At 39.4% G+C, this 21,216-nt stretch carries 18 protein-coding genes; 7 read left to right on the plus strand and 11 right to left on the minus strand.

All coding sequences use genetic code 11. The features are described from left to right. The first annotated feature begins 257 nt into the window (after positions 1-257). From H5072_RS00910 to H5072_RS00925, 4 genes are all read left to right on the plus strand, one after another. A complete protein-coding gene (locus H5072_RS00910) occupies positions 258-1,427 on the plus strand; it encodes an efflux RND transporter periplasmic adaptor subunit (protein WP_182692402.1) in 1,170 nt (389 codons plus the stop codon). A 12-nt stretch (positions 1,428-1,439) separates the two neighbouring features. Next, entirely contained in the window at positions 1,440-4,574 is a 3,135-nt protein-coding gene (locus tag H5072_RS00915; RefSeq protein ID WP_182692403.1) for an efflux RND transporter permease subunit, read from the plus strand. Then, positions 4,571-5,989, plus strand: a complete 1,419-nt coding sequence (locus tag H5072_RS00920; protein ID WP_182692404.1) for an efflux transporter outer membrane subunit — start codon at positions 4,571-4,573, stop codon at positions 5,987-5,989. The genes H5072_RS00915 and H5072_RS00920 overlap by 4 nt, the downstream gene beginning before the upstream one ends. Positions 5,990-6,085: 96 nt before the next feature. After that, complete coding sequence (locus H5072_RS00925; protein ID WP_182692405.1) at positions 6,086-6,712, plus strand: TetR/AcrR family transcriptional regulator; 627 nt, start codon at positions 6,086-6,088, stop codon at positions 6,710-6,712. A gap of 66 nt (positions 6,713-6,778) precedes the next feature. On the opposite strand, the gene H5072_RS00930 is transcribed toward H5072_RS00925, so the two are convergent. The 6 genes from H5072_RS00930 to H5072_RS00955 all read right to left on the minus strand — a co-directional run bounded on the left by H5072_RS00930 (position 6,779) and on the right by H5072_RS00955 (position 12,450). After that, positions 6,779-7,891, minus strand: a complete 1,113-nt coding sequence (locus tag H5072_RS00930) for a HupE/UreJ family protein (protein WP_182692406.1) — start codon at positions 7,889-7,891, stop codon at positions 6,779-6,781. Next, complete coding sequence (locus H5072_RS00935) at positions 7,888-8,913, minus strand: hypothetical protein (RefSeq protein ID WP_182692407.1); 1,026 nt, start codon at positions 8,911-8,913, stop codon at positions 7,888-7,890. The genes H5072_RS00930 and H5072_RS00935 overlap by 4 nt, the downstream gene beginning before the upstream one ends. A gap of 54 nt (positions 8,914-8,967) precedes the next feature. Further along, a complete protein-coding gene (locus H5072_RS00940) occupies positions 8,968-9,477 on the minus strand; it encodes an Ig-like domain-containing protein (RefSeq protein ID WP_024600513.1) in 510 nt (169 codons plus the stop codon). An 11-nt stretch (positions 9,478-9,488) separates the two neighbouring features. Continuing rightward, the gene (locus H5072_RS00945; RefSeq protein ID WP_182692408.1) at positions 9,489-11,081 is read right to left on the minus strand and encodes a DUF4331 domain-containing protein; all 1,593 of its coding nucleotides are present in this window, start codon (positions 11,079-11,081) and stop codon (positions 9,489-9,491) included. 158 nt (positions 11,082-11,239) lie between these two features. Continuing rightward, entirely contained in the window at positions 11,240-11,923 is a 684-nt protein-coding gene (locus H5072_RS00950; protein WP_182692409.1) for an anti-sigma factor domain-containing protein, read from the minus strand. Then, on the minus strand, positions 11,920-12,450 hold the full coding sequence (locus H5072_RS00955) for a sigma-70 family RNA polymerase sigma factor (protein ID WP_008171354.1): 531 nt from the start codon (positions 12,448-12,450) through the stop codon (positions 11,920-11,922). Before H5072_RS00955 ends, H5072_RS00950 begins: the two co-directional genes overlap by 4 nt. Positions 12,451-12,799: 349 nt before the next feature. On the opposite strand from H5072_RS00955, the gene H5072_RS00960 reads away from it, so the two are divergent. Beyond that, complete coding sequence (locus H5072_RS00960; protein ID WP_024591821.1) at positions 12,800-14,419, plus strand: diacylglycerol kinase family protein; 1,620 nt, start codon at positions 12,800-12,802, stop codon at positions 14,417-14,419. Positions 14,420-14,470: 51 nt separating this feature from the next. Here the strand turns inward: H5072_RS00960 and H5072_RS00965 are convergent, their stop codons facing one another. Both H5072_RS00965 and H5072_RS00970 read right to left on the minus strand, forming a co-directional pair. Beyond that, the gene (locus H5072_RS00965) at positions 14,471-14,779 is read right to left on the minus strand and encodes a VF530 family DNA-binding protein (RefSeq protein ID WP_182692410.1); all 309 of its coding nucleotides are present in this window, start codon (positions 14,777-14,779) and stop codon (positions 14,471-14,473) included. A gap of 54 nt (positions 14,780-14,833) precedes the next feature. Next, positions 14,834-15,136: a DUF1496 domain-containing protein gene (locus tag H5072_RS00970; protein ID WP_002959040.1), complete on the minus strand. Its 303-nt coding sequence runs from the start codon at positions 15,134-15,136 to the stop codon at positions 14,834-14,836. A 126-nt stretch (positions 15,137-15,262) separates the two neighbouring features. Here H5072_RS00970 and H5072_RS00975 point away from each other — a divergent pair, with 126 nt between their 5' ends. Continuing rightward, the gene (locus tag H5072_RS00975) at positions 15,263-15,496 is read left to right on the plus strand and encodes a TIGR02647 family protein (protein WP_007375551.1); all 234 of its coding nucleotides are present in this window, start codon (positions 15,263-15,265) and stop codon (positions 15,494-15,496) included. 11 nt (positions 15,497-15,507) lie between these two features. On the opposite strand, the gene maiA is transcribed toward H5072_RS00975, so the two are convergent. Together maiA and hmgA are read right to left on the minus strand one after the other, a co-directional pair. Further along, entirely contained in the window at positions 15,508-16,137 is a 630-nt protein-coding gene (gene maiA / locus H5072_RS00980; RefSeq protein WP_182692411.1) for a maleylacetoacetate isomerase, read from the minus strand. A gap of 2 nt (positions 16,138-16,139) precedes the next feature. Next, complete coding sequence (gene hmgA, locus H5072_RS00985) at positions 16,140-17,441, minus strand: homogentisate 1,2-dioxygenase (protein ID WP_182692412.1); 1,302 nt, start codon at positions 17,439-17,441, stop codon at positions 16,140-16,142. A 151-nt stretch (positions 17,442-17,592) separates the two neighbouring features. Between hmgA and H5072_RS00990 the strand changes: the two genes are divergently transcribed. After that, on the plus strand, positions 17,593-18,024 hold the full coding sequence (locus tag H5072_RS00990) for a MarR family winged helix-turn-helix transcriptional regulator (protein WP_182692413.1): 432 nt from the start codon (positions 17,593-17,595) through the stop codon (positions 18,022-18,024). A gap of 52 nt (positions 18,025-18,076) precedes the next feature. On the opposite strand, the gene H5072_RS00995 is transcribed toward H5072_RS00990, so the two are convergent. After that, the gene (locus tag H5072_RS00995) at positions 18,077-21,154 is read right to left on the minus strand and encodes a TonB-dependent receptor (RefSeq protein ID WP_182692414.1); all 3,078 of its coding nucleotides are present in this window, start codon (positions 21,152-21,154) and stop codon (positions 18,077-18,079) included. Positions 21,155-21,216 lie beyond the last annotated feature (62 nt).

A 21,216-nucleotide genomic window follows, 5' to 3' on the forward strand; every position in this document is an offset into this window, starting at 1 on the left:
CCAAGTTGTTTTTAGCTTGGCTTTTTTGTGCCTATTTAAAAGTTTTGTGCTTAAAAGGAGTGGTTATTTCAATCTGTTTAATTGCTTTATTTTCAAACAGCTTTGATTCTATTTTCATCAAATTAACATTAAATGCTACCTAAGGCGTATATTGTATTCAATAGTGTAAGTTTGTGTAAATTTCTCCTTATTAAGATTCATTATCAGCGCATTTTAATTTAGAATGATCGTTCACTCTAAACTAAAAGGTATTTAACATGCAGCGTTCCCGCATCGCTTTATTTGTATTGTCAGCCCTCGTCGGTTCTGTTGCTTTAACTGGTTGTGATCAGGCTGCTGAGCAGTCACAAGCTTCAGCTCCTAAAGCTGTCCCAGTGGGTGTACTTACAGTAAAAAGCCAAGCGCTTACTCTCAAAAAAGAACTTCCTGGTCGCATTAGTGCATTTCAAATTGCTGAAATTCGTCCACAAGTAAGTGGTATTGTACAATCTCGTTTATTTGTTGAAGGTAATGAGGTTAAACAAGGCCAAGCACTGTATCAAATAGACCCTGCTACATTTGAAGCAGACTTAGCAGCAAGTGAAGCAAGCGTAGCGCGCGCAGAGGCAAGCATTGCCAGCTCTAAATCAAAAGCATCGCGTTATAAAGAACTTTTAAAAATTAAAGCCGTGAGCCAACAAGATTTTGATGAAGCAGATGCCGCATACAAGCAAGCTAATGCTGAATTATTAACAGCTAAAGCGCAGTTAAAATCAGCGCAAATTAATCTCGATTACAGCCACGTCTCTTCTCCTATTAGTGGTCAAATTAGTAAATCAAGCGTAACAGTGGGTGCACTTGTAAGTGCCAATCAGAGTACAGCACTTGCTACAGTAACTCAGTTAGATCCAATTTATATCGATTTAACACAATCAAGTAATGAGCTTACCCAGCTTAAAAAAGCATTATCATCAGGTGCTCTAACTGTCGATTCGGCTAGTCAAACTGACGTTGAACTTATTATGGAAGATGGCTCTATTTATCCTCATAAAGGCACATTGCAGTTTTCTGAAGTGACCGTTGATCCAAGTACTGGCTCAGTAACACTGCGTGCTAAATTTTCAAACCCAGAAAAATTATTACTGCCTGGCATGTATGCCCGAGCTTCTATTGTGGAAGGTGTTAAGGCGGGTGCTATTTTAGCTCCGCAACGTGGCGTTAGCCGTAATTCAAAAGGCGAACCAACAGCAATGGTTGTCAGTAAAGACAACACAGTAGAAAGCCGCGTATTAAAAGTAGATAGAACTATTGGTTCTGATTGGCTTGTTACTGATGGCCTAAGTGATGGCGATAAGTTAATAGTTGAAGGTTTACAAAAAATCCGCCCTGGTGCACCTGTGAACCCATCTGAAATTCAATCGTCTGCTAAAGCCGATCAAGCGCAATAACGGAGAGTTTTAATGTCACGATTTTTTATCGATAGACCGATATTTGCTTGGGTACTCGCTATTGTAGTGATGCTTGCAGGTATTTTGGCGATTAGGAGTTTACCTATTTCGCAGTATCCTTCAATTGCACCACCTGCAGTGAGTATTACTGCAACGTACCCTGGTGCATCTGCACGAACACTTGAAGATACGGTAACGCAAGTTATTGAGCAAAAAATGAAAGGGCTTGATGGCTTGCTTTATATGTCATCTACGTCTGAGTCGAGTGGTTCTGCTACGCTTACACTTTCGTTTAGCGCTGAAACTGACCCTGATATTGCACAAGTTCAAGTGCAAAATAAACTAGCTACAGCGACTCCACTATTACCAGAAGCCGTACAAAGGCAAGGTGTGGTAGTTGCAAAATCAGCGCGTAACTTTTTAATGGTTTATGCTTTTGTGTCTAAAGATGGCAGCATGACCAATATTGATATTGGCGATTATGTTTCATCAAACGTGCAAGACATTGTCTCGCGTGTTGAAGGCGTAGGTGAAGTACAGCTGTTTGGTTCTCAGTACGCGATGCGTATTTGGTTAGACCCTACAAAGTTACAAAATTATAAGCTTACACCTGCTGATATTAGTGCATCAATTAGTGCGCAAAATGCACAAGTATCTGCCGGTCAACTTGGTGGTATGCCTGCCGTTGATGGTCAGCAACTTAATGCAACAGTAACGGCGCAAAGCCGATTACAAACGCCAGAGCAATTTAAACAAATATTAGTTAAAACCAATCCAGATGGCTCTTTTGTACGTCTAGAGGACGTTGCTAAAGTAGAGCTTGGCGGTGAAAGCTACCGCGTTGTTGCTCGTTACGATGGGCAACCTGCATCAGGTTTAGGTATTAAATTAGCCAGTGGCGCTAACGCACTTGATACCGCAGAGGGCGTTAAAAAAGCAATTGAAGAGCTAAAACCGTTTTTCCCTGAAGGGTTAGATGCGGTAATACCTTACGATACAACGCCGTTCGTATCGTTATCTATCGAAAAAGTTATTCATACATTAATTGAAGCTGTTGTACTTGTTTTTGTAGTGATGTATTTGTTCCTACAAAACTTTAGGGCAACGCTTATTCCAACTATTGCCGTACCTGTAGTTTTACTAGGTACATTTGGTATTTTATACACCTTTGGTTATTCAATAAATACGCTAACGATGTTTGCGATGGTACTTGCCATAGGCTTATTGGTAGATGATGCAATCGTTGTTGTAGAAAATGTTGAGCGTTTAATGACCGAGGAAAAACTCTCGGCACTTGAAGCTACACGTAAATCTATGGATGAAATTAAAGGCGCGCTGGTAGGTATTGCCATGGTGCTTTCTGCGGTATTTATTCCAATGGCATTCTTTAGTGGCTCTACCGGTATAATTTATCGTCAGTTTTCTATAACACTCGTATCGGCGATGGGGTTATCTGTTTTAGTGGCTCTTATTTTAACGCCAGCATTGTGTGCAACGCTTTTAAAACCAAGCCATGTACATACCAATGACACGTTTTTTGGCCGGTTTTTTACAGGCTTTAACCGTGGTTTTGATAAAACAAATTCAGGTGCACAAAGCTTTGTAGGGCGCATGCTTACTCACTCTAAACGCTACTTACTTATTTATGGCGTGATTGTGGGCGGTATGGTTTATGTATTTTCAAGCTTGCCAACGGCATTTTTGCCTGACGAAGACCAAGGTATTTTGTTTAACCAAGTGTCATTACCAGCGGGTTCTACAACACAACAAACGCTTGAGGTTGTTAAAAAGGTAGAAAACCACTTTTTAAACGATCAATCTGAAGCAGTAAACGGTATCTTTACCGTGACTGGTTTTAGTTTTGCAGGTTCTGGCCAAAACTCAGCAATTGCCTTTGTAAATCTTAAACATTGGGATGAGCGTCAGCGTGACGAGTTATCTGTTCAAGGTGTTGCAGGTAAAGCGATGGGCTACTTTTCAACGATAAAAGAAGCATTTGTTTTTGCCTTTCCGCCACCTGCAATTGTTGAGCTGGGAACTGCTAATGGCTTTAATATTTTCTTACAAGACCGTGTAGGCCTTGGCCATGAGGCACTTTTAGCTGCACGAAATCAGTTATTAGGTTTAGCAAGCCAAAGTCCAATTTTAGCGGGCGTGCGTCCAAATGGACAAGAAGATATGCCAGAGCTACAACTTGATACAGATTTGGCAAAAGCCGAAGCGCTTGGCGTGTCGCAAAATGATATTAACAGTACACTTTCGACAGCATGGGGTAGTAGTTATGTGAATGACTTTATTGACCGTGGTCGAGTGAAAAAAGTGTATATGCAAGGTGATGCACAATCTCGCATGGTGCCTGAGGATCTAAATAAGTGGTATGTGCGCAATGATAATGGCGATATGGTGCCGTTTTCAGCGTTTGCTAGTGCCTACTGGACGTATGGTTCGCCACGTTTAGAGCGTTACAATGGTTTTTCAGCAATGGAAATTCAAGGTAGTGCAGCGCCAGGTTACAGTACAGGCCAAGCAATGGATGAAATGGAGCGCTTAGTTAAACAATTACCAAATGGTATTTCGTCTGAGTGGACCGGTATTTCATTCCAAGAGCGCTCTAGTAGCGGTCAAGCACCTCTACTATATGGCTTATCGCTGTTGTTTGTATTTTTATGTTTAGCCGCGCTTTATGAAAGTTGGTCGGTACCGTTTGCGGTAATGATGATTGTGCCACTGGGTATATTTGGTGCGATTATGGCAGCGCTTGGCGGTGGCTTATCTAACGATATTTACTTGCAGGTAGGCTTGTTGACAACCATTGGTTTGGCATCTAAAAATGCGATACTGATTGTAGAGTTTGCGATTCATAAAATGGAAGAAGGGCTTGGCTTAGTTGATGCGGCTATTGCAGCTGTTCGCCTACGTTTGCGTCCAATACTTATGACTTCGATGGCCTTTATTTGTGGTGTTATACCGCTTGCTATTGCCTCAAGCGCGGGTTCTGGTGCGCAAAATGCGTTAGGTATTTCGATTATTGGCGGCACACTTGCATCATCAATATTAGTTGTTGTTTTTGTACCGTTATTCTTTGTGTTAGTGCGCCGTGTATTTCCTGGCAAAGCTAACGAGACAACGAAGGAGAGCGCAGAATGAGCATTAAAACATTCAGCCTAAGTGCAATTGCTTTATTGGTGCTAAGTGGTTGCCAATTAGCGCCTGAGCAAAAAGACCTTGCTCTACCAGTATCTGATGCTTATGCATCAGATACTGGGAAAACCGCTGCGCAGCAATTAAATTGGCAGCAGTTTTTTAATGACGAAAAACTACAAACGTTAATTAGTCAAAGCCTTGAGCATAACAAAGACATGCAAATTGCAGTGCTTAATGTGCAGCGTGTGCGTGGTTTATATCAAATTGAAGACTCTGCTTTGTATCCATCCCTTGATTTAAATGCATCTGGTACGCGCCAGCGTTTACCGGCTGACTTATCAGGTACTGGCGATGCAGCTATTAGCTCGCAATACAGTGCAACAGTGGGTATTACCTCTTACGAGTTAGATATTTGGGGCAAAGTACGCAATCAATCAGCGCAAGCACTGCAAAACTTATACTCTACAGAGCTTAGCCAATACAGCACGCAGGTGTCTTTAATTTCTGAGCTTGCAAATGCGTGGCTTAGTTACGCGACGGACTTACAACTGCTAGAGCTGGCAAAAGAAACGCTCACCTCTCAGCAAGAGTCATTATCGCTTACGCAAAAAAGCTTTGATTTGGGGGCTACGTCTTCAATTACCCTTGAGCAGCTTAAAAGCACAGTAGCTACAGCAAAAGTAGATATAGCAACATATAAGCGTTTGTTAAAGCGTGATAAAAGTGCCCTAGATTTATTAGTAGGGAAATCTGTTTCAGCCGATTTGCTGCCTAACAAAGACCTAACTAATTTGATCAGCATGCCAGAAGTGCCAGTTGGTTTACCGTCTGATTTGCTATCGCAACGCCCTGATATTAAAGCCGCTGAGCATTTAATGCTTGCTGCAAATGCCAATATTGGTATTGCTCGAGCGGCGTTTTATCCAAGCATAAGCTTAACAGCCAACGCGGGGTCTGCTTCAAGTGACTTAAGTGGCTTGTTTGATTCAGGCTCTGGGACATGGAGTTTTGTGCCGACAATTAGCTTACCTATTTTTAATATGGGACGTAACCAAGCAAATCTTGATGTAGCAAAAGCAGATCAAGAAATTGCAGTGGCAACGTATCAGCAAAAAATTCAAAATGCGTTTCGCGAAGTTGCCGATGCACTTGCTGATAGAGAAGGTTACCAAGAGCAATTAAGTGCCCTTGATATGCTTATAAGTAGTCGACAAATCACGTTTGATTTATCAAAAATGCGTTACGAAAAAGGCGCAGATAGCTACTTGCAAGTACTTGATGCTCAGCGTACGTGGTACGGCGCGCAGCAGCAGTTAATTGCGGGTCAGCAAGCGTATCTTGCGAGTCAAATTAACTTGTACAAAGCGCTTGGTGGCGGATGGAATGTAGCCAGTGAAACAGCTCAGGAAGAGAAATAATATTTGCGGCTTTTAAAGCCGCATTACATATTTATATGGCGAGACTATTTATACCTCTTGCTTTACTGAGTTTATGACTTGGTAGTGGAGTTGAACATGAAGCCTAAAGCAAAAAGGCAAACAGATCCCGCGATAGCACTTGCTAGGCGTGAGCAAATTTTAACAGCTGCTGCAGAGTGTTTTCGCCGTAAAGGTTACCACGGTGCAGGTATGGCAGAAATATCTAAAACGGCAGGGATGAGTGCAGGGCATATTTATAATTACTTTGAAAGCAAAGAAGCGATTATAGAAAGCATTATTGAAAAAGACATGGAAGAAATGTTCTCTATCTTTCAAAAGTTTGAAGATCACCCTGGTGATGTTTTGGCGGCTCTTTTAGATGGCTTAAATATTGGCGTGCAAAGACACATGGATACAGGCTCGTGTGTTATTGATTTAGATATGATGGCAGAAGCGGGTCGTAATATTAAAGTCGCTACTCTTTTGCGTGAAACCGATATTCAAGCAAGAGGGCGCATGAGGCAGCTTTTAACAAGCGAGCGAAGTGCGCTCAAAGACATTGATGAGCGTGAACTTGAAAGCCGAATTAATGTTATTTTTTCGATGATGGCAGGGTTATTACTTAGAAAGTTACTCTACCCTGAGCTAACCGAAAAAACAGTGTTAATAGCGCTTCGCCCTGCGATGAAAACATTGCTGATGCCATTTGATAAAGCGCAGTAACGCTCAAAATAGATAACTAAAAAGTAAGCTAGCCAATATTTTGGCTAGCTTTTTTATTTATACTATTTAAAAACGCTCGATTGACCACTGAAGTGCAACAATTGCGATAGCAACGGAGCCCATTGGCATTAACCATTTTTTATACCAAGTGTAGTGTCGTACATAAATGAGTATTGGTAAGGCTATCAGTAGTATACTAAGTTGACCGATTTCGACGCCTAAATTAAACGCCAAAATACTGAGCAGTTGATAGTCGCTCGACAGGCCAAGCTCGCCAAGTACGCTCGCAAATCCCATCCCATGTAGTAAACCAAAAGCAAAAGTAAGCCAACCTAAACGAAGTACCAACGGCCACACATTATTTAATGCTGCAAATAAAACCGAGATAGCAATTCCAAGCTCTACCCAGCGACTATTTGGTGATACAAGGTTCATAGCGGTGGCGGTAAGCGTAATAGAATGCGCAAGCGTAAACGCGGTTACTATCCATGCTGTGTGTTTAATAATGTGTTTTTTAGAGCTAATACCTTGCCATATTTTGTTACTACGTTTTAAAACACAGGTAAGTAATAGGGCGATTAAAAATAAAATATGATCAATACCTATCCAAATATGTAAAACACCTTGATAAACGTATTGATTGAACGTGCTTAAATAACTGGATTTTTCAAAGCTAAATGTTTGCTGAGCCTCGTTGATATTAAATACACGAGATACACCGTTTATATTTACGATAGATTTATGATTAGCATCGGTTTTAAAAAAAGCAGAATACGAAAGAGAGATTGTTTCACTATCATTGCAGCTAAACAGCAGCGGAATAACCAAATAAGGCTGGTTAAAATGGTTATCTAGCTGATAGATACCTTCACTTTTTAATGGGCATGCTTGCGCGTTTTGCGTGATATTTAAACTTTCTGTAATGAAGTTATTAATTGAGCTGCGTTTTGCTTTTATTTCTGCCCACGAAATTTGACCGTTTTTATCTAAATCCAGAGGCACTGTGTGCTCTAAGTCGGCGATATTAACTTGCCAGGTACCCGTGTATTGGCTTTTGTTGGTGTCGTTATCGTTCTTGCTATTTAGGGTTATATAACTTGTACTTAGTTGATGGGAAAAGCTGTAAGTTGAGAAAATACACAGCATTAAAGTGAGTATAAATAGATAAGGCGTTTTCATAGTGTATCTCGTTGCATCGCTTTTGCTTTAATAAGTAATTGCTCATCGGTGCTCATTTTAGCCTGTTGCCAATTAATATGAGCCCAGTAAAGTGCTTTTTCACGATTTGGTTGTACATCAAGGTAATATTTAGCTAAGTCACTCGCATGAAAAGAATCTTTACGAAGCTCTCTAAGTGTAACTCTTTTCGCCATTGTATTTTGCCATTTTTTATCGCGTTTATTTAGTTTTTTTTCTGCGATTGAAAGCCTTAGTAAAATAGCATCTTCTAAATTACTTTTATCTGGAAGCAGTACGCTTAATGTATTTAATACTTGTTGAGGTTGATTTAGCGCAATTTGAATATCGGCCCATAACACAATGAGGCTCACAGGAGCTTGAACTAAATCTACGCTTTGTAAGTGAGACAAAGCTTGCTTGTAGTTACTTAGACGGTAGCTCATTTCACTTAAAACATGGTTTGTAGCTAAACTAGTTTGGTTATTGTTTATAATTTTAACTAATGTTTGGTAGCTGTCTAAAACGCTTTCATGCTGGCTTTGTACGTCTAGTACACAAGTGCTAGCAGTAATGGTACTTACTTGACCAATCAAGGCAACACAGTGTTGTTTTGCCTTTGTAAATTCACCTTGGGTCATCAATATATTGGCCAGTAACAAATGGCTATTACTGTGCTTTGGCTCGGTAATCAAAACGTTGTTGGCAACGTTAATTGCTTCGTCAAAAAGGTGCTCTTTTTGTAAAACACGAGCATATAAGTAACCAATTTGAGATGAGGGTGTTTGTTTATATAGCTGGGCTAAACGGGTCTTAAGTAGCCCCTGTAAACGCTCTGTTTGGCCTACATATTGGCTGTTAGTGACTAATGTATTTATTTCCTCAACAGACAGAGAAGCACTAAGCGTTGAATTACTGTTAGCAATAACTGCGTCATCTTCTGGAGTATAAGGAGCCGCACTCACCGCGAAAGAGGTTAAGCAAATAGCAATAATAGTGAGGGGTTTAAGTACTGATAAATGCATTATAAATATCCTTTGAAAAAAAGCCATCCATGGCCTGTCAGCTTAATGACTTGGTTAGTTACCGCTTGTAGAAATTAATCCATCAACATCGGTATCAGTGTTTGTAAACACCCGACCATTAACAGTTAACGGCTCTGCATTTGGCGCTTGGTTAAATGCATCGGTTGCAAATTGAGCAAAGTCAACTTGCAGCGCCTCAATCGTAATACTTACTGTTGCAGTAACTTGCGAATTAACGCCATCACTTACACCAAACATAAAGCTATCTGAACCTGTTGCTTCTTTATTAGGTGTATAAGTAAAGTTACCATCACTGTCAACATTAACAGTACCGAGCATTGGCTCGCTTGTTAACGAGTAAGTAAGTGAGTCGCCATCATTATCGCTTGCGTTAAGCATATCGGTAATGCTTACTTCAGTTTGTGTTGTTAGCATTGCATCGCTTGCTGTAGGTGCGGTGTTTACAACCGGTGTAGGTTGTTTTTTATCATCATCGCTACTACATGCTCCCAATGTTAATGCACTGAGGAGAACACAAATATGGGTAGTTTTTAAATTACGCATTATTTTACTCCTTATTTAGAGCCAGCAAGTGGTGTTGCAAGGTATGGGAATGTTGAGTCCATCATTGTTGCATCAATAGGTGCGCCGTCTGTAAATGGCACTGTGCCTGTATTAGCATCCTCTGGTGCACAAAGTCCTAAATCAGTGTCTTCACCATTTACAGGAATCGGATGACATAAACGACCCATCACAACACGAAGTGCAATATCTACCACATCATCACCCGGGCGACGACCATTTGGGAAGCCGGCTAAATCATTACCCGCTACACCAAATGCAGATTGATCAGCTTGCGCTGTTGCTGCAATGCCTGTATTTAAACGCAGCATTTCTGAAGGTGTTACAGTTGCTTGTTGATTAACGCCTGCAAAACCCGTTAAAAATGCAGTGATTAAATCAGTACGCGGGAAGTTAGTGGGTGCCAGTGTTTCTAAGTTTGCGCCAAGGGTCGTATTAACAGCATCTTTAAACAAAATGTTTAATAACTCAGGTAGTGCTGGGTGAGATACATAATCTAAAAATTGTGCATCGTCTTTAGGGTGCGCAGTAGAAAATGTGTCTTTGTCTTTAATGCCAATTACAAGCTCATTTACAAGCGGGCTACCTAGGCGTGAAACCTGAGTTAATGCACCACCGTTTACCGCATTATTAGCAAATTTAGCATTGGGGTTTAATACACGTGCTTGAGGTAAGCTTGCTGTTGTCCACGAACCTATTACGCCGTTACCTTCACCGACAATACAGCTTTTAGGTATTTCGATAGCGATTGATGTTACGTTTTTATCTGCAAGGTCGTCATTATCAACTGATTGCGTTATACCACCTGGAAAACCACCGCCGTCACCAGCACCAGGGGCGCTATCACCTTCTACAGGTACATAGTTTACTAAATCAAATGTTTTACCTAGGTTAACTACAAACGGGTCTTTACGCTGTCCTACAAAAACTTGTGCCATGCTCTCACAGTTAGGAATTGAAACCTGATACACAAATTGGTCAGCATAAGTTTGATAATCGCTCATTGAACCAAATGTTTTATTACCCACATAATCAAGCGGTTTAGAAAATGTGCTGGAGTTTGATGCAGTGTTATTTAATAGCGTTGTTTCGCCAGTACGCTGCGCGCCGCTTATCATGCTTACTGTGTATGATTCGCTAAAATTTGCAGCGCTGTTATCTCCGGCAGATACACCGCCTACATTTTTAAGCGGTACAGACACGGTGCGTTGATTACCTTCAGGTCCAACAGTTAATTGCACACCTTGGTTATCATTAGGAAGCATGCTTTTAAAGTTAAACGCAAATGTAATATCTTCAACAGCATCGCCGTCGTTATCTATATGAATGCTGTAAGTAGCATCTGGGTCCATTGCAAAGTAATTAGGACCGCCGTATGCATCTTGCAGCGGGATGTAATTAGCAATTAATGTGACGTAATCATCACGACCTTGCTCGTAACTATTAAATACATAAAAATCGGTAGAATCTAAAGTCGGGAAACGGCTTATATTTGGCGCTTCTCTGTGGCTAGACGCTTCACTTGGTGCACTTATAAACGTACTGCATACTACTACTGCGAGTATTGATGGAGTTAAAGCTTTCATGACTTTGTCCTTTAGTTTTGATTGAAGTCGTAGTTAATAACGGGTGAGAGTTCAGTATGGATGCAAAAAAGTTAAAATGTTTTTATTTTTTGTTAAAAACTTTAAGGAAAGGTTAGCTGCTTAATGTAAGCAGCTAATAAAAGGCTATAAAAGTAGAGCTACAGGAGTATAAGTTCTGTAGTGTATAACACCTCGGTTGGTGATCCATTTGGTGAACCACCAATAGGTTCTAAGCTTACTGCTAGCAATGCAATATCACTTGCGTTGAAGCGGTTATCTTTTAATAATATTTTACTTCCTTGCTTGGGAAGTAAACCCAATGAAATAGGCGCATCTTGCCCTTTTAAAATCATCCAAAGCTCATAATCTTTATTTGTTTGAGCAACCAATTGGCTACTGGCTTTGATAGAAAGCCCTTGATCGTTAACATCAATAAACCATAATGATTGCTTATCTTGATTTTGGACCAAGGCAATTTGTTGCGTTTGAACAACATTATTAGAAGGTTGAATAATCAAAAAGGCTAAAACAATACACGCGGCTGTTGCAACAAAAGACCATGTACGCCAAATAGAAGGCTTAGTATGTATCACCGTTTTGGTGGGTTGTTTTTGGTTTTCAATACGCTGTAGTATATTTATCCATACATCGTCACGTGGCGTTTGTGGTGTAATAGCACTGGCCAAGTTATTTAGGTTTTGCTCCCACATAATTGTTGCTTCACGTGCTTGATTTGAGTTAAGTAACAGACGCTGAAAACGCTTACGGGCAAGCCCTCTAAGTGTGCCAAGCACGTACTGCCCAGCAAGCGCGTCTAATAGTTCGGGTTTATTATAATTCATAATGTTAAACACCTTTGTAGCTGCATAAGCCCACGCCTGATCCAGCTTTTAACTGTACCTAAAGGCGTTTCTATATGATCCACTAACTCGCTATGACTCAGCCCCTTATAATAAGCTAAGTGAATAGCTTGTTTTTGTTGCGGCTCAAGCTGTTCGATACAATTGACCAGTTTCGTTTCTTCATCGTAATTAACGTCAACACTTTCATTTTCATTTTCATATTCGTCATCGCCTAACGACTGCTCTTTTCGTACTTTGTGATAGCGCAGTGAGTCAAGACTTCTATATCTGACTATACTTATCATCCAACTAATAACGGTGCCTTTAGAGGCGTTATATTCAGATGCGTTATGCCAAATTTTTATAAAAGCGTCTTGTAGTGCCTCTTCTGCATAAGCCCTGTTAGTGAGCATATTTAAGCTAATAGCAAAAAGTTTGCCGCTAGTTTGTTGATATAAACTTGAGAAAGCATTTTTGTCTCCTTGTGCTGTTGCGCACAAAAGAGGGAGTAAATCATCGTTATCCATAGGGGTCCTGTTTTTCTTATTATCATTGAGTAAACGGTTGAGGGTGTGATTTGGATGCAAAAAAATTTAATTGCCTTTTAGATTAGCTGCTTTATACGTAAGTACAAGCAATAATCGGTCAGTGTTTGAAATTTAGACGTGTAAGTATAATTTATTCACATGTTTGTAAAAAATGCACAAAGAGCGGTCTGTAGTAGATTTTAGTTTATTAATTACTATATATATCAATGGCCTATTGTTCGCGTTTGAATTTTAAATGGCATTTATATGGCGTGATATTTGCAAAAGACTACTTAAAGCCGTTTAAATTAAGATTATAAATCGGCATTATTTTCACAAAGGAGAGACTATGTGGGCTGCAATTAGTTATTTACTATTAGCACTACTGCTTATTTTTATTGGTTGGGAAGTGAACTCTGTCTATTTTGCTATTGTTTTTTATTGGACTGCGCTGTCACTTTTATTAGTGAGTACCGCGTATATTTTTAATACAGCAAAAATATTTAGAAAGCGTGAAAATGGGGTGATCCCATTTTATATACGGTGGGCGTTTGTGCCATTTTTATTCGGTGTGCAAATTTATAATGCCTGGTCACGTAAGCGCGATAAAGTGCCGCCCATTCAACAAATAAACGAAAACCTATTTTTAGCTTGCCGATTATTTCCCTCAGATATAGACACATTAAAAGATAACGGGATTACGGCGATTTTAGATGTTACGTGTGAATTCGACGGACTCGAGTGGAGTTCAACACAAGAGAATATTAATTATTTAAACATTCCGGTGCTCGATCATAGTATTCCTACCCATTCTCAGTTAAATCAGGCTATTAATTGGATTCATCACCATATTAAAGAAGACCATCGCGTAGTCGTTCATTGTGCTTTAGGGCGTGGGCGCTCTGTTTTTGTCATGGCGGCTTATTTACTGAGCCAAAACAAAAATGCAGATGTGCATGAAGTACTTGCACAAATAAAAGAAACCCGCGAAACCGCAAATTTAAATAAGCATCAACTTCGCCATTTAGCTAAGCGACATAAAAAAGGCGAATTACTGATTAAAAACAAAGCCGTTTTAATTGCAAACCCTGTATCTGGTACACGATTATGGGAAGAAAAAGAGCACTTAATTGTTGCGCGGCTATCGGATTATTACGATCTGAAAGTACTCACTACTACAAAAGAAGTTAACGGTATTGAGCTGGCTAAACAGGAAATTGCGCAAAATCCGGATATTATTATCGCATGCGGGGGAGATGGTACGGTGGCCGAAGTTGCAAGCGTACTTGTAAATACACAATGTAAACTAGGCATCATCCCTATGGGGACTGCAAACGCCCTTGCGCATGTATTGATGGGTATTACTTCTAAATTTATTCCTGTTGAACAGGCTTGTGACTTAATTATAGATGGTCAAACAAGCATAATAGATACTGCTTATTGTAATAATGAATTAGTACTACTGCTCGCGGGTATTGGTTTTGAGCAATCAATGATAGAAAAAGCAGATAGAGAGTCGAAAAATAAGTCGGGGCAACTTGCCTATTTAAATGGTTTTTTTGAAGCGTTTGGCGAGCAAAAATCGCAGTTACTTAAAGTAAAACTCGATGATAATGAGCCAAAAGAAATATGTACTAATAGTTTTATTGTGGCCAATGCTGCGCCTTTTACAACGTTATTGGCTCAAGGTGGCGGGCAACCTGATCATAGTGACGGGCTACTCGATATAAATTGGTTAACACCAAATAATGAAGATTCAACCACAGTACTAAGTATTGCAGAGCTGATGTTTAGTAGCTTAACGCAAACACATTTAGCTATAAACTCTCATCATACAAATGCCAAAAGAGTAGAGGTTACAGGCGAAGGAGAGCTTAAGTACGTACTAGATGGTGAAGTTAAAACCGCTCAAAAACTAGTTATTACTATTGAGCCGGCTTCATTAAATGTGATTTGCAAAGAGCAATAAATCGCGTTAGTTATAATCAAAAAAGGAGCTAAATTAGCTCCTTTTTTTACATCACTTTTTAATTGATGGCCAAACAAACCCTGTTGTATCAGACGCTTGAGAAGATGTTTCTCTTGGTGCACTTTTTGGTCTACGAATAGGCTTATTATTTATAGTGTGAATATAAAGTGCTTCCACTTTATCGCGAGCCCAAGGCGTTTTACGCAAAAACTTTAAACTCGATTTAATGCTGGGTTGATCAGTAAAACATTTAATTTTTACTTGCTCGCCAAGTGTTCTCCAGCCAAGTCGTTGTTCTAACTCAACAAGTATTTGTTCTAATGTTACCCCATGTAAAGGGTTTTTAGGTTGATTATTCATAGCCATACTACTTATTTAAACTGCATGCATTGTAGCTTAAATCAGCTTTTAGCGCTAATTCACAGTGATTGTTTTAGGAGCTGTTGGGTAAATAGCATTACCTTGCTTATCTATTTTAAGCCAAATGAGTTGGCTGTTACTGTGTTGGGGTGTTTTAGCACCACACAAAAGTGTAAAAGAGTGAACTTGTATTAATGCCCCTTCGCTATAGCGTTTGTTGTCGTACCAACAGTTAGCTTCTTCATTTACAAACTGGTTTGCATCAATAATTGAATGGGTTTTTAGCGTTGTTGCTTCACTAAGTATTGAATACGATAAGCTGCTAAAACAAAAGCATAGAATTAAAAAGTTACGCATTAGAGGCCTTTAAATAGGGAGGGTTAAAAATAATACATTAAGCTAAAAAACGTGCTAGTGTAAAGTACACAAAGTGATTTTAAGTATAAACTTAGTTATTCACAGAACAATAAAAAGGTGCACACAATGCAATTTAATCAAACAATGATCGAAGAATTCACACTATTAGCAAAGTTTCCTCGCGACAGTAAAATGCAGGGTATTAAATTACATTCAGACGCAGAGCCAAGCTTACTTAGCGCAGCGCAACGTTTATTTGAAAAAGGGATTATAGATAGCCCAGATGGCGGATATTTAACTGATCTGGGCTTAGATTTAATTGAGCACGTTACGGTTATTCATAGCGCGCTACAAAGTTAATCTAAATTAGCTTAATTTGCATCGGGTTGATTTTGCGGTGCAGCGTCATTAAATGCAGCTAATTTATTACAATGCTCGTAAATGGCTGCAATTTTTGGATAAGCGCTCATATCTACGTTAAAACGAATTGCATTAAATACTTGCGGCACTAAACAAATGTCAGCAAGTGTTGGTTGGTTACCAAAGCAGTAGTCATTATTTTCGTTTAGCATCAGTTCTATTTTTTCAAAACCCACTTCTATCCAATGTCGATACCATTTATTTTTAGCCTCGTTATCAACACCTAATTCGTTTGATAAATACTTCAGCACGCGTAAATTATTAACAGGATGAATATCGCAGGCAATGGCAAAGCTTAAATTTCTTATTTGTGCTTTTTGCCACGCAGTCCCTGTAATTAATGGCGATTGCGGATAAGTTTCATCAAGCCATTCCAGTATTGCAAGCGATTGCGCTAAAACACCATCATCGGTTTCAAGTGCAGGTAGTAACCCTTGGGGATTAGTTGCTAAGTATTCCTCCCCAAGCTGCTCCGATTTTAAAAGGTTAACAATAGCAAGTTTATGACCGATTGCTTTTAAGTTAAGCGCTATACGCACTCTATAAGCCGCTGATGAGCGAAAGTAGCTGTATAATTTCATAACTAATCCTCTGCACCTGTAAATTGTTTTTTTATAGTACGCCAGCAATCGGTGTAATTTGGTTGGCGTTCTTTACCTTCTAGTGCATATTTTGTCGGTGAAATTATATAGCGCGACTCAAACATAAAGGCCAATGTGTTTTCATATTTTTGTGGTGTAAGCTCAGTGTTTGAGGCTTTTTCAAATACGTCGGCTTCAGGTCCATGTGGCGACATACAATTGTGTAAACTTGCGCCACCAGGTACAAAACCATGCTCTTTTGCATCATACACACCTTCAATTAAGCCCATAAATTCACTCATAATATTGCGGTGATAATACGGCGGGCGAAACGTATTTTCGGCTACCATCCAACGCGGTGGAAATATCACAAAATCGACATTTGCCATACCCTCTGTACCAGAAGGAGAGGTTAGTACAGTGAATATAGAAGGATCGGGGTGATCAAAGCTCACTGTATTCATTACATTGAAACGCGATAAGTCGTATTTATAGGGCGCACTATTACCCGTCCATGCAACCACATCAAAAGGAGAGTGCTTAATTTCACAGCTAAATAAATTACCGTTAAATTTAGAAACAAGCTCAAAGTCACCCTCTTTATCTTCAAAGGCCGCTACAGGGTATTGAAAGTCTCTGTCGTTGGCATAACCGTTTGCACCAACAGGTCCTCGCTCTGCAAGCTCTAACGCATGGCCATAATTTTCACAAATATAACCACGGGCTGTATTATCAATTAAGTCAACTGAGAACTTAATTCCTCTGGGAATTACAGCAATTTCACCTGGTTTAATGCTTAACTTACCGCACTCGGTGTGAATTAATAACTCACCATGCTGAGGGACAAACAACATTTCGCCATCGGCATTGCAAAAGTAACGCCCTTGCATTGACTGATTAGCGACATATACATGAATGCCAATACCAGATTGCCCATTAGCACTGCCATTAGCAGCCATCGTTACTAACCCATCAATAAAATCAGTAGGCTGTGAAGGCATATCAATAGGATTCCAACGTAGCATTGTTGGTGGTGTTACGGCTTCAGTGATTGGGGCTGTTCTTATTAGGCCGTTATCAATTGCTTGGTAATCACCTTGCACTACAGACGGACGAAGGCGGTAAAACCAAGTGCGACGATTTGAAGCGCGAGGAGCCGTAAATGCAGTCGAACTAAATTGCTCTGTGTATAAATCGTATTTAACTTTTTGTGGGCTAAACTGTCCTATTGGCAGTGCACCGGGTAGCGCTTGTGTTTCAAATTCATTACCAAAACCGGTCATATAACTTAATTGTGTCGCCATTACTGACTCCTGTGAGAGGGGGTTGGTTTAATATTATTTTTATTTCAGTTAAGATACTCTCAAGTGAGACTAATATCAAATGTGCAACTACGCATCCGTGTAAATATTAATGAACACTAAAGTAAGCCTTATAAAGCTGGGATAACTAAAAATGAAAATTGATTTAGCAACGTTTTTACCTTATCAATTAACGAATGTAGCAACACGTGTGAGTAACGACTTTGCCAAGGTTTATCAAACTAAATACGGTTTGAATATTCCCCAGTGGCGAATACTTGCTAATTTAGCGCAGTATGGGCAAAGCAACGCAAAGGATTTATGCACACAAGCAAATATGGATAAATCGACAGTGTCGCGCGCGGTAAAAGTACTGATAGATAGAGGCTTAGTGAGAAGTGAGTTAAATGCACAAGATAAACGCGCGGCCTTACTTGTACTGAGCAAAGCAGGTCAAAGCTTATATGAGCAAATAGCACCCGATGCACTTAATTGGGAAAAACAATTACTGAGCACTTTGACTAAAGAAGAGTGCGAAGTGTTAGTGAGTATTTTCGAAAAGTTAAATAATAAATTAAAGGCATAAAAAAGCCCACCAAAGTGGGCTTTTAAAAGATGTTTTAGGTTACAGTTCTAAATTAGAAATCGTATTTAATACCTACACGAAGTTCCCAAAGTGAAGGATTAACTTCTATGCTATCTCCAGCAGGTTTATTAAAGTTATTGTAGACATATTTCCCATCAACAATATCTGCTGTCACAGCACTTTGAAGTGAAGAACCACTTTCAAGAACGCCCCAATCATCATTGAGCATGTTTCCAATGTTAGCAATAGTGAAGTAAGCTGCGCCCTTGTGGCCATCTTTAAAACCAGCAAACTCTTGTTCTACTTTTAAGTCAAAAGTAACCCACCATGCGCCATCAATGCTATTTCGGTCAAGTATCTCACCACGGCTAAGGCCTTCATTACCGATCCATTCATTAAATCCATCTAGGTCAAAATCTGGTCCGTAAGTTACTAGGCTATCATCAACGTTTGGAATGTACAGTAACTGACGAGCATTATCATTATATCCAAAAGTGAAATTATTTTCATTTTCGAATGAGTAAGAATACGGCGATGTTTTCGATGCTTGGCCAAATAAGTTAAATTTAGTGTCATAACCGTCAAATAGCTCATAGCTATAAGCTAATGACATCGTGAAGCGATGTGGAATCTCATAATTTGATGTAGCAACACCTGGGTTTTCTGAGTCAGAAACAGCAATCCCATGGTAATTAGAGAATGCCACAGAGCTAGTCATTGGATGTACGTCTTTAGACTCTGTATAAGCATATGAAAGAGATAGATCAATTCCATTATCAAACGATTTACTCATACCAAATGATAATATATGAGAGTATGCATCGTCACCATCAACGTTTGTTAACAGGAAGTCTGAACCACCATTATAAATAGGGCGTCCATCAGGTGCCGTTCCAGTTTGTTCATATGCTAAATTTTGAACAATCGCTGAGTTTCTCTTATCAGTGTATAAATAATCTACGTTAAATACATAGTTATCTTCAGTGATATAGGTACCACCTAATGAAAACTTCCACTCTGATGGAATTTCAAAATCAGGGTCAGTAACATTTACATCAGCATCTGCACCACCTAGTCCAACTGTGTCATATAAACTTTGAGGAATATCATAACCAGGTAAACCACTACCATTGAATGGTACAGCATCAGCTCCAAGAATTTGCATGTTTCTTTGATTTACTTGTACGTTGCGCACGCCATCATTAGAATAGCTGTTAGAAATCCATACATTTGGATTTCCACCTGAGTACAGGCCAATACCACCACGCAGCTCTAACTGGTCATTGTAAATCCAGTTAACGCCTAAACGAGGTTGCAATAAATCAACTCCATCGAGATTTTGACTATTTGAATAACCATAGCGGTCTTCAAAATTTTGGTTGAATGTTGGAGTATCATCACTTGTATACCAGTCATAACGAAGACCAACAGTAAATGTTACATCGTAGTCAACTAAATCAAACTTATCTTGAGCATATAATGTATTTAAAGCGTATTTAAACTCACCAGCAGCATCATCTGGATTTTGGCTTGCAGCATTACCATAGTAAACGCGTGCGACACCATTTTCAAAATCATCGATCGAACTGAAACGGTATTCACCTTGGCTATGCTGAACAAATAAGTTGAAAACATCTAATTCTTCACGTTCGTAACCAAACGAAAGTTCATGTTCTTCTAGGTAATAAGTACCGGCAAGTTTAAGCGATAAGTTATCGTAATTAAGTTTGTTTGATTGACGTGAATCATCCGGGCCAAGGTAAACAGTTACATCACCTGTGTTGATTTGAAATTCACCAAAGCCTGATGCTGCATCAATAGAGTTTTGACGATTATCAAGCTTTGAGTATCCTACACGGATTTCAGTAGAAAAATTATCAGTCCAATCAGAGTAGAATGAAGTTACATAAGACTCTAACTTTGCACCACGTTCATAGAAATGGTTAGACAGAGCTAAACTCTCTGAACCAGTGTCTGATTGTGAAATTGCAAAGCCATCATTGTAATTGTATATAAAGCTTGCTCGATGGGAATCATTAATATTCCAATCTAACTTCACTAAGATTTTTTCATCTTCAACAGGCATACTTGGGATTAAAGAACCTGGATCGTATGCATAGTTATCAATCGCTATTTGTGTTACTCGATCAATAGTCGCTTGATCTATACGACCATTTACAAAAGGTGAGTACTCAAAAATCTCTGCGCCTTCTAATTTTTCGTATGATGTAAATAGGAATAACTTATCTTCTATAAGAGGAAGACCTACATTAAAGCCATAACGTTTTTCTGAGTAATCGCCTAGATCCTGCTTATTACCTTTAATTGAATCTCCAGACATAGAGTCATTAGTGTAATCATAGAAGAAACCACCAGTAAGTTCATTTGTACCAGATTTAGTTACTGCATTGATGTTACATGATGTAAAGCCACCGTACTGAACATCAAATGGAGCAAGCTCTACTGCAACTTGAGCGATAGAATCAAAAGAAAAAGGGATTCTTTCTGTAGGGTAACCACTTGAATTTAAACCAAAGTTATCGTTCATGCGAACGCCATCAAGGGTTAGGCTGTTAAATCGAGGGTTACCACCACCACAATTAATCGCGCCAGCATTTGTTTCGTCAATGTAAATACGAGGGTCTGCTCGGATTATATCTTTTAAATCGCGATTGATGGCTGGTTTGTTTTCTAAATCACTTAATGAAAATGTTGACGCAGGGCCTGTACCACCAGATTGAGAACTAATAGGTGCACCTGTTACAACAATTTGCTCCATTTGTTCTGAACTCAAAGCAACAGTAACTGGATAGGTTTGACCTAGTGTTAAATAAATATTTTCAAGCTCAGTATCTTGAAATTTATCTGAGTCTACAATTATTTTGTATGGACCACCAACACGTAACCCTTTAGTTGAAAAGCTACCTGCTTCATTCACTGTTGTCGTTTTTGTTGAACCTGATGGGACGTGTATAACTGTAATTTTAGTGCCGGCCGCAGGACTACCATTTGGCCCTGTAATTTGACCTTTTACAGATGATGACGTTTCGTTAGCCACTGCAGCGCCACTTACACCAACACATGCTGCAATAGCAAGTGAAAGAGCTGTTTTGCGTAATTGAGTTTTCATTTAATTTTCCCGTGTAGTTATTAATTAAATTTTTATATTTTTATTTTAAAATTTTTCAAAAT

Source organism: Pseudoalteromonas sp. SR45-5 (genome assembly GCF_014163565.1).
Classification (GTDB): domain Bacteria; phylum Pseudomonadota; class Gammaproteobacteria; order Enterobacterales; family Alteromonadaceae; genus Pseudoalteromonas; species Pseudoalteromonas distincta.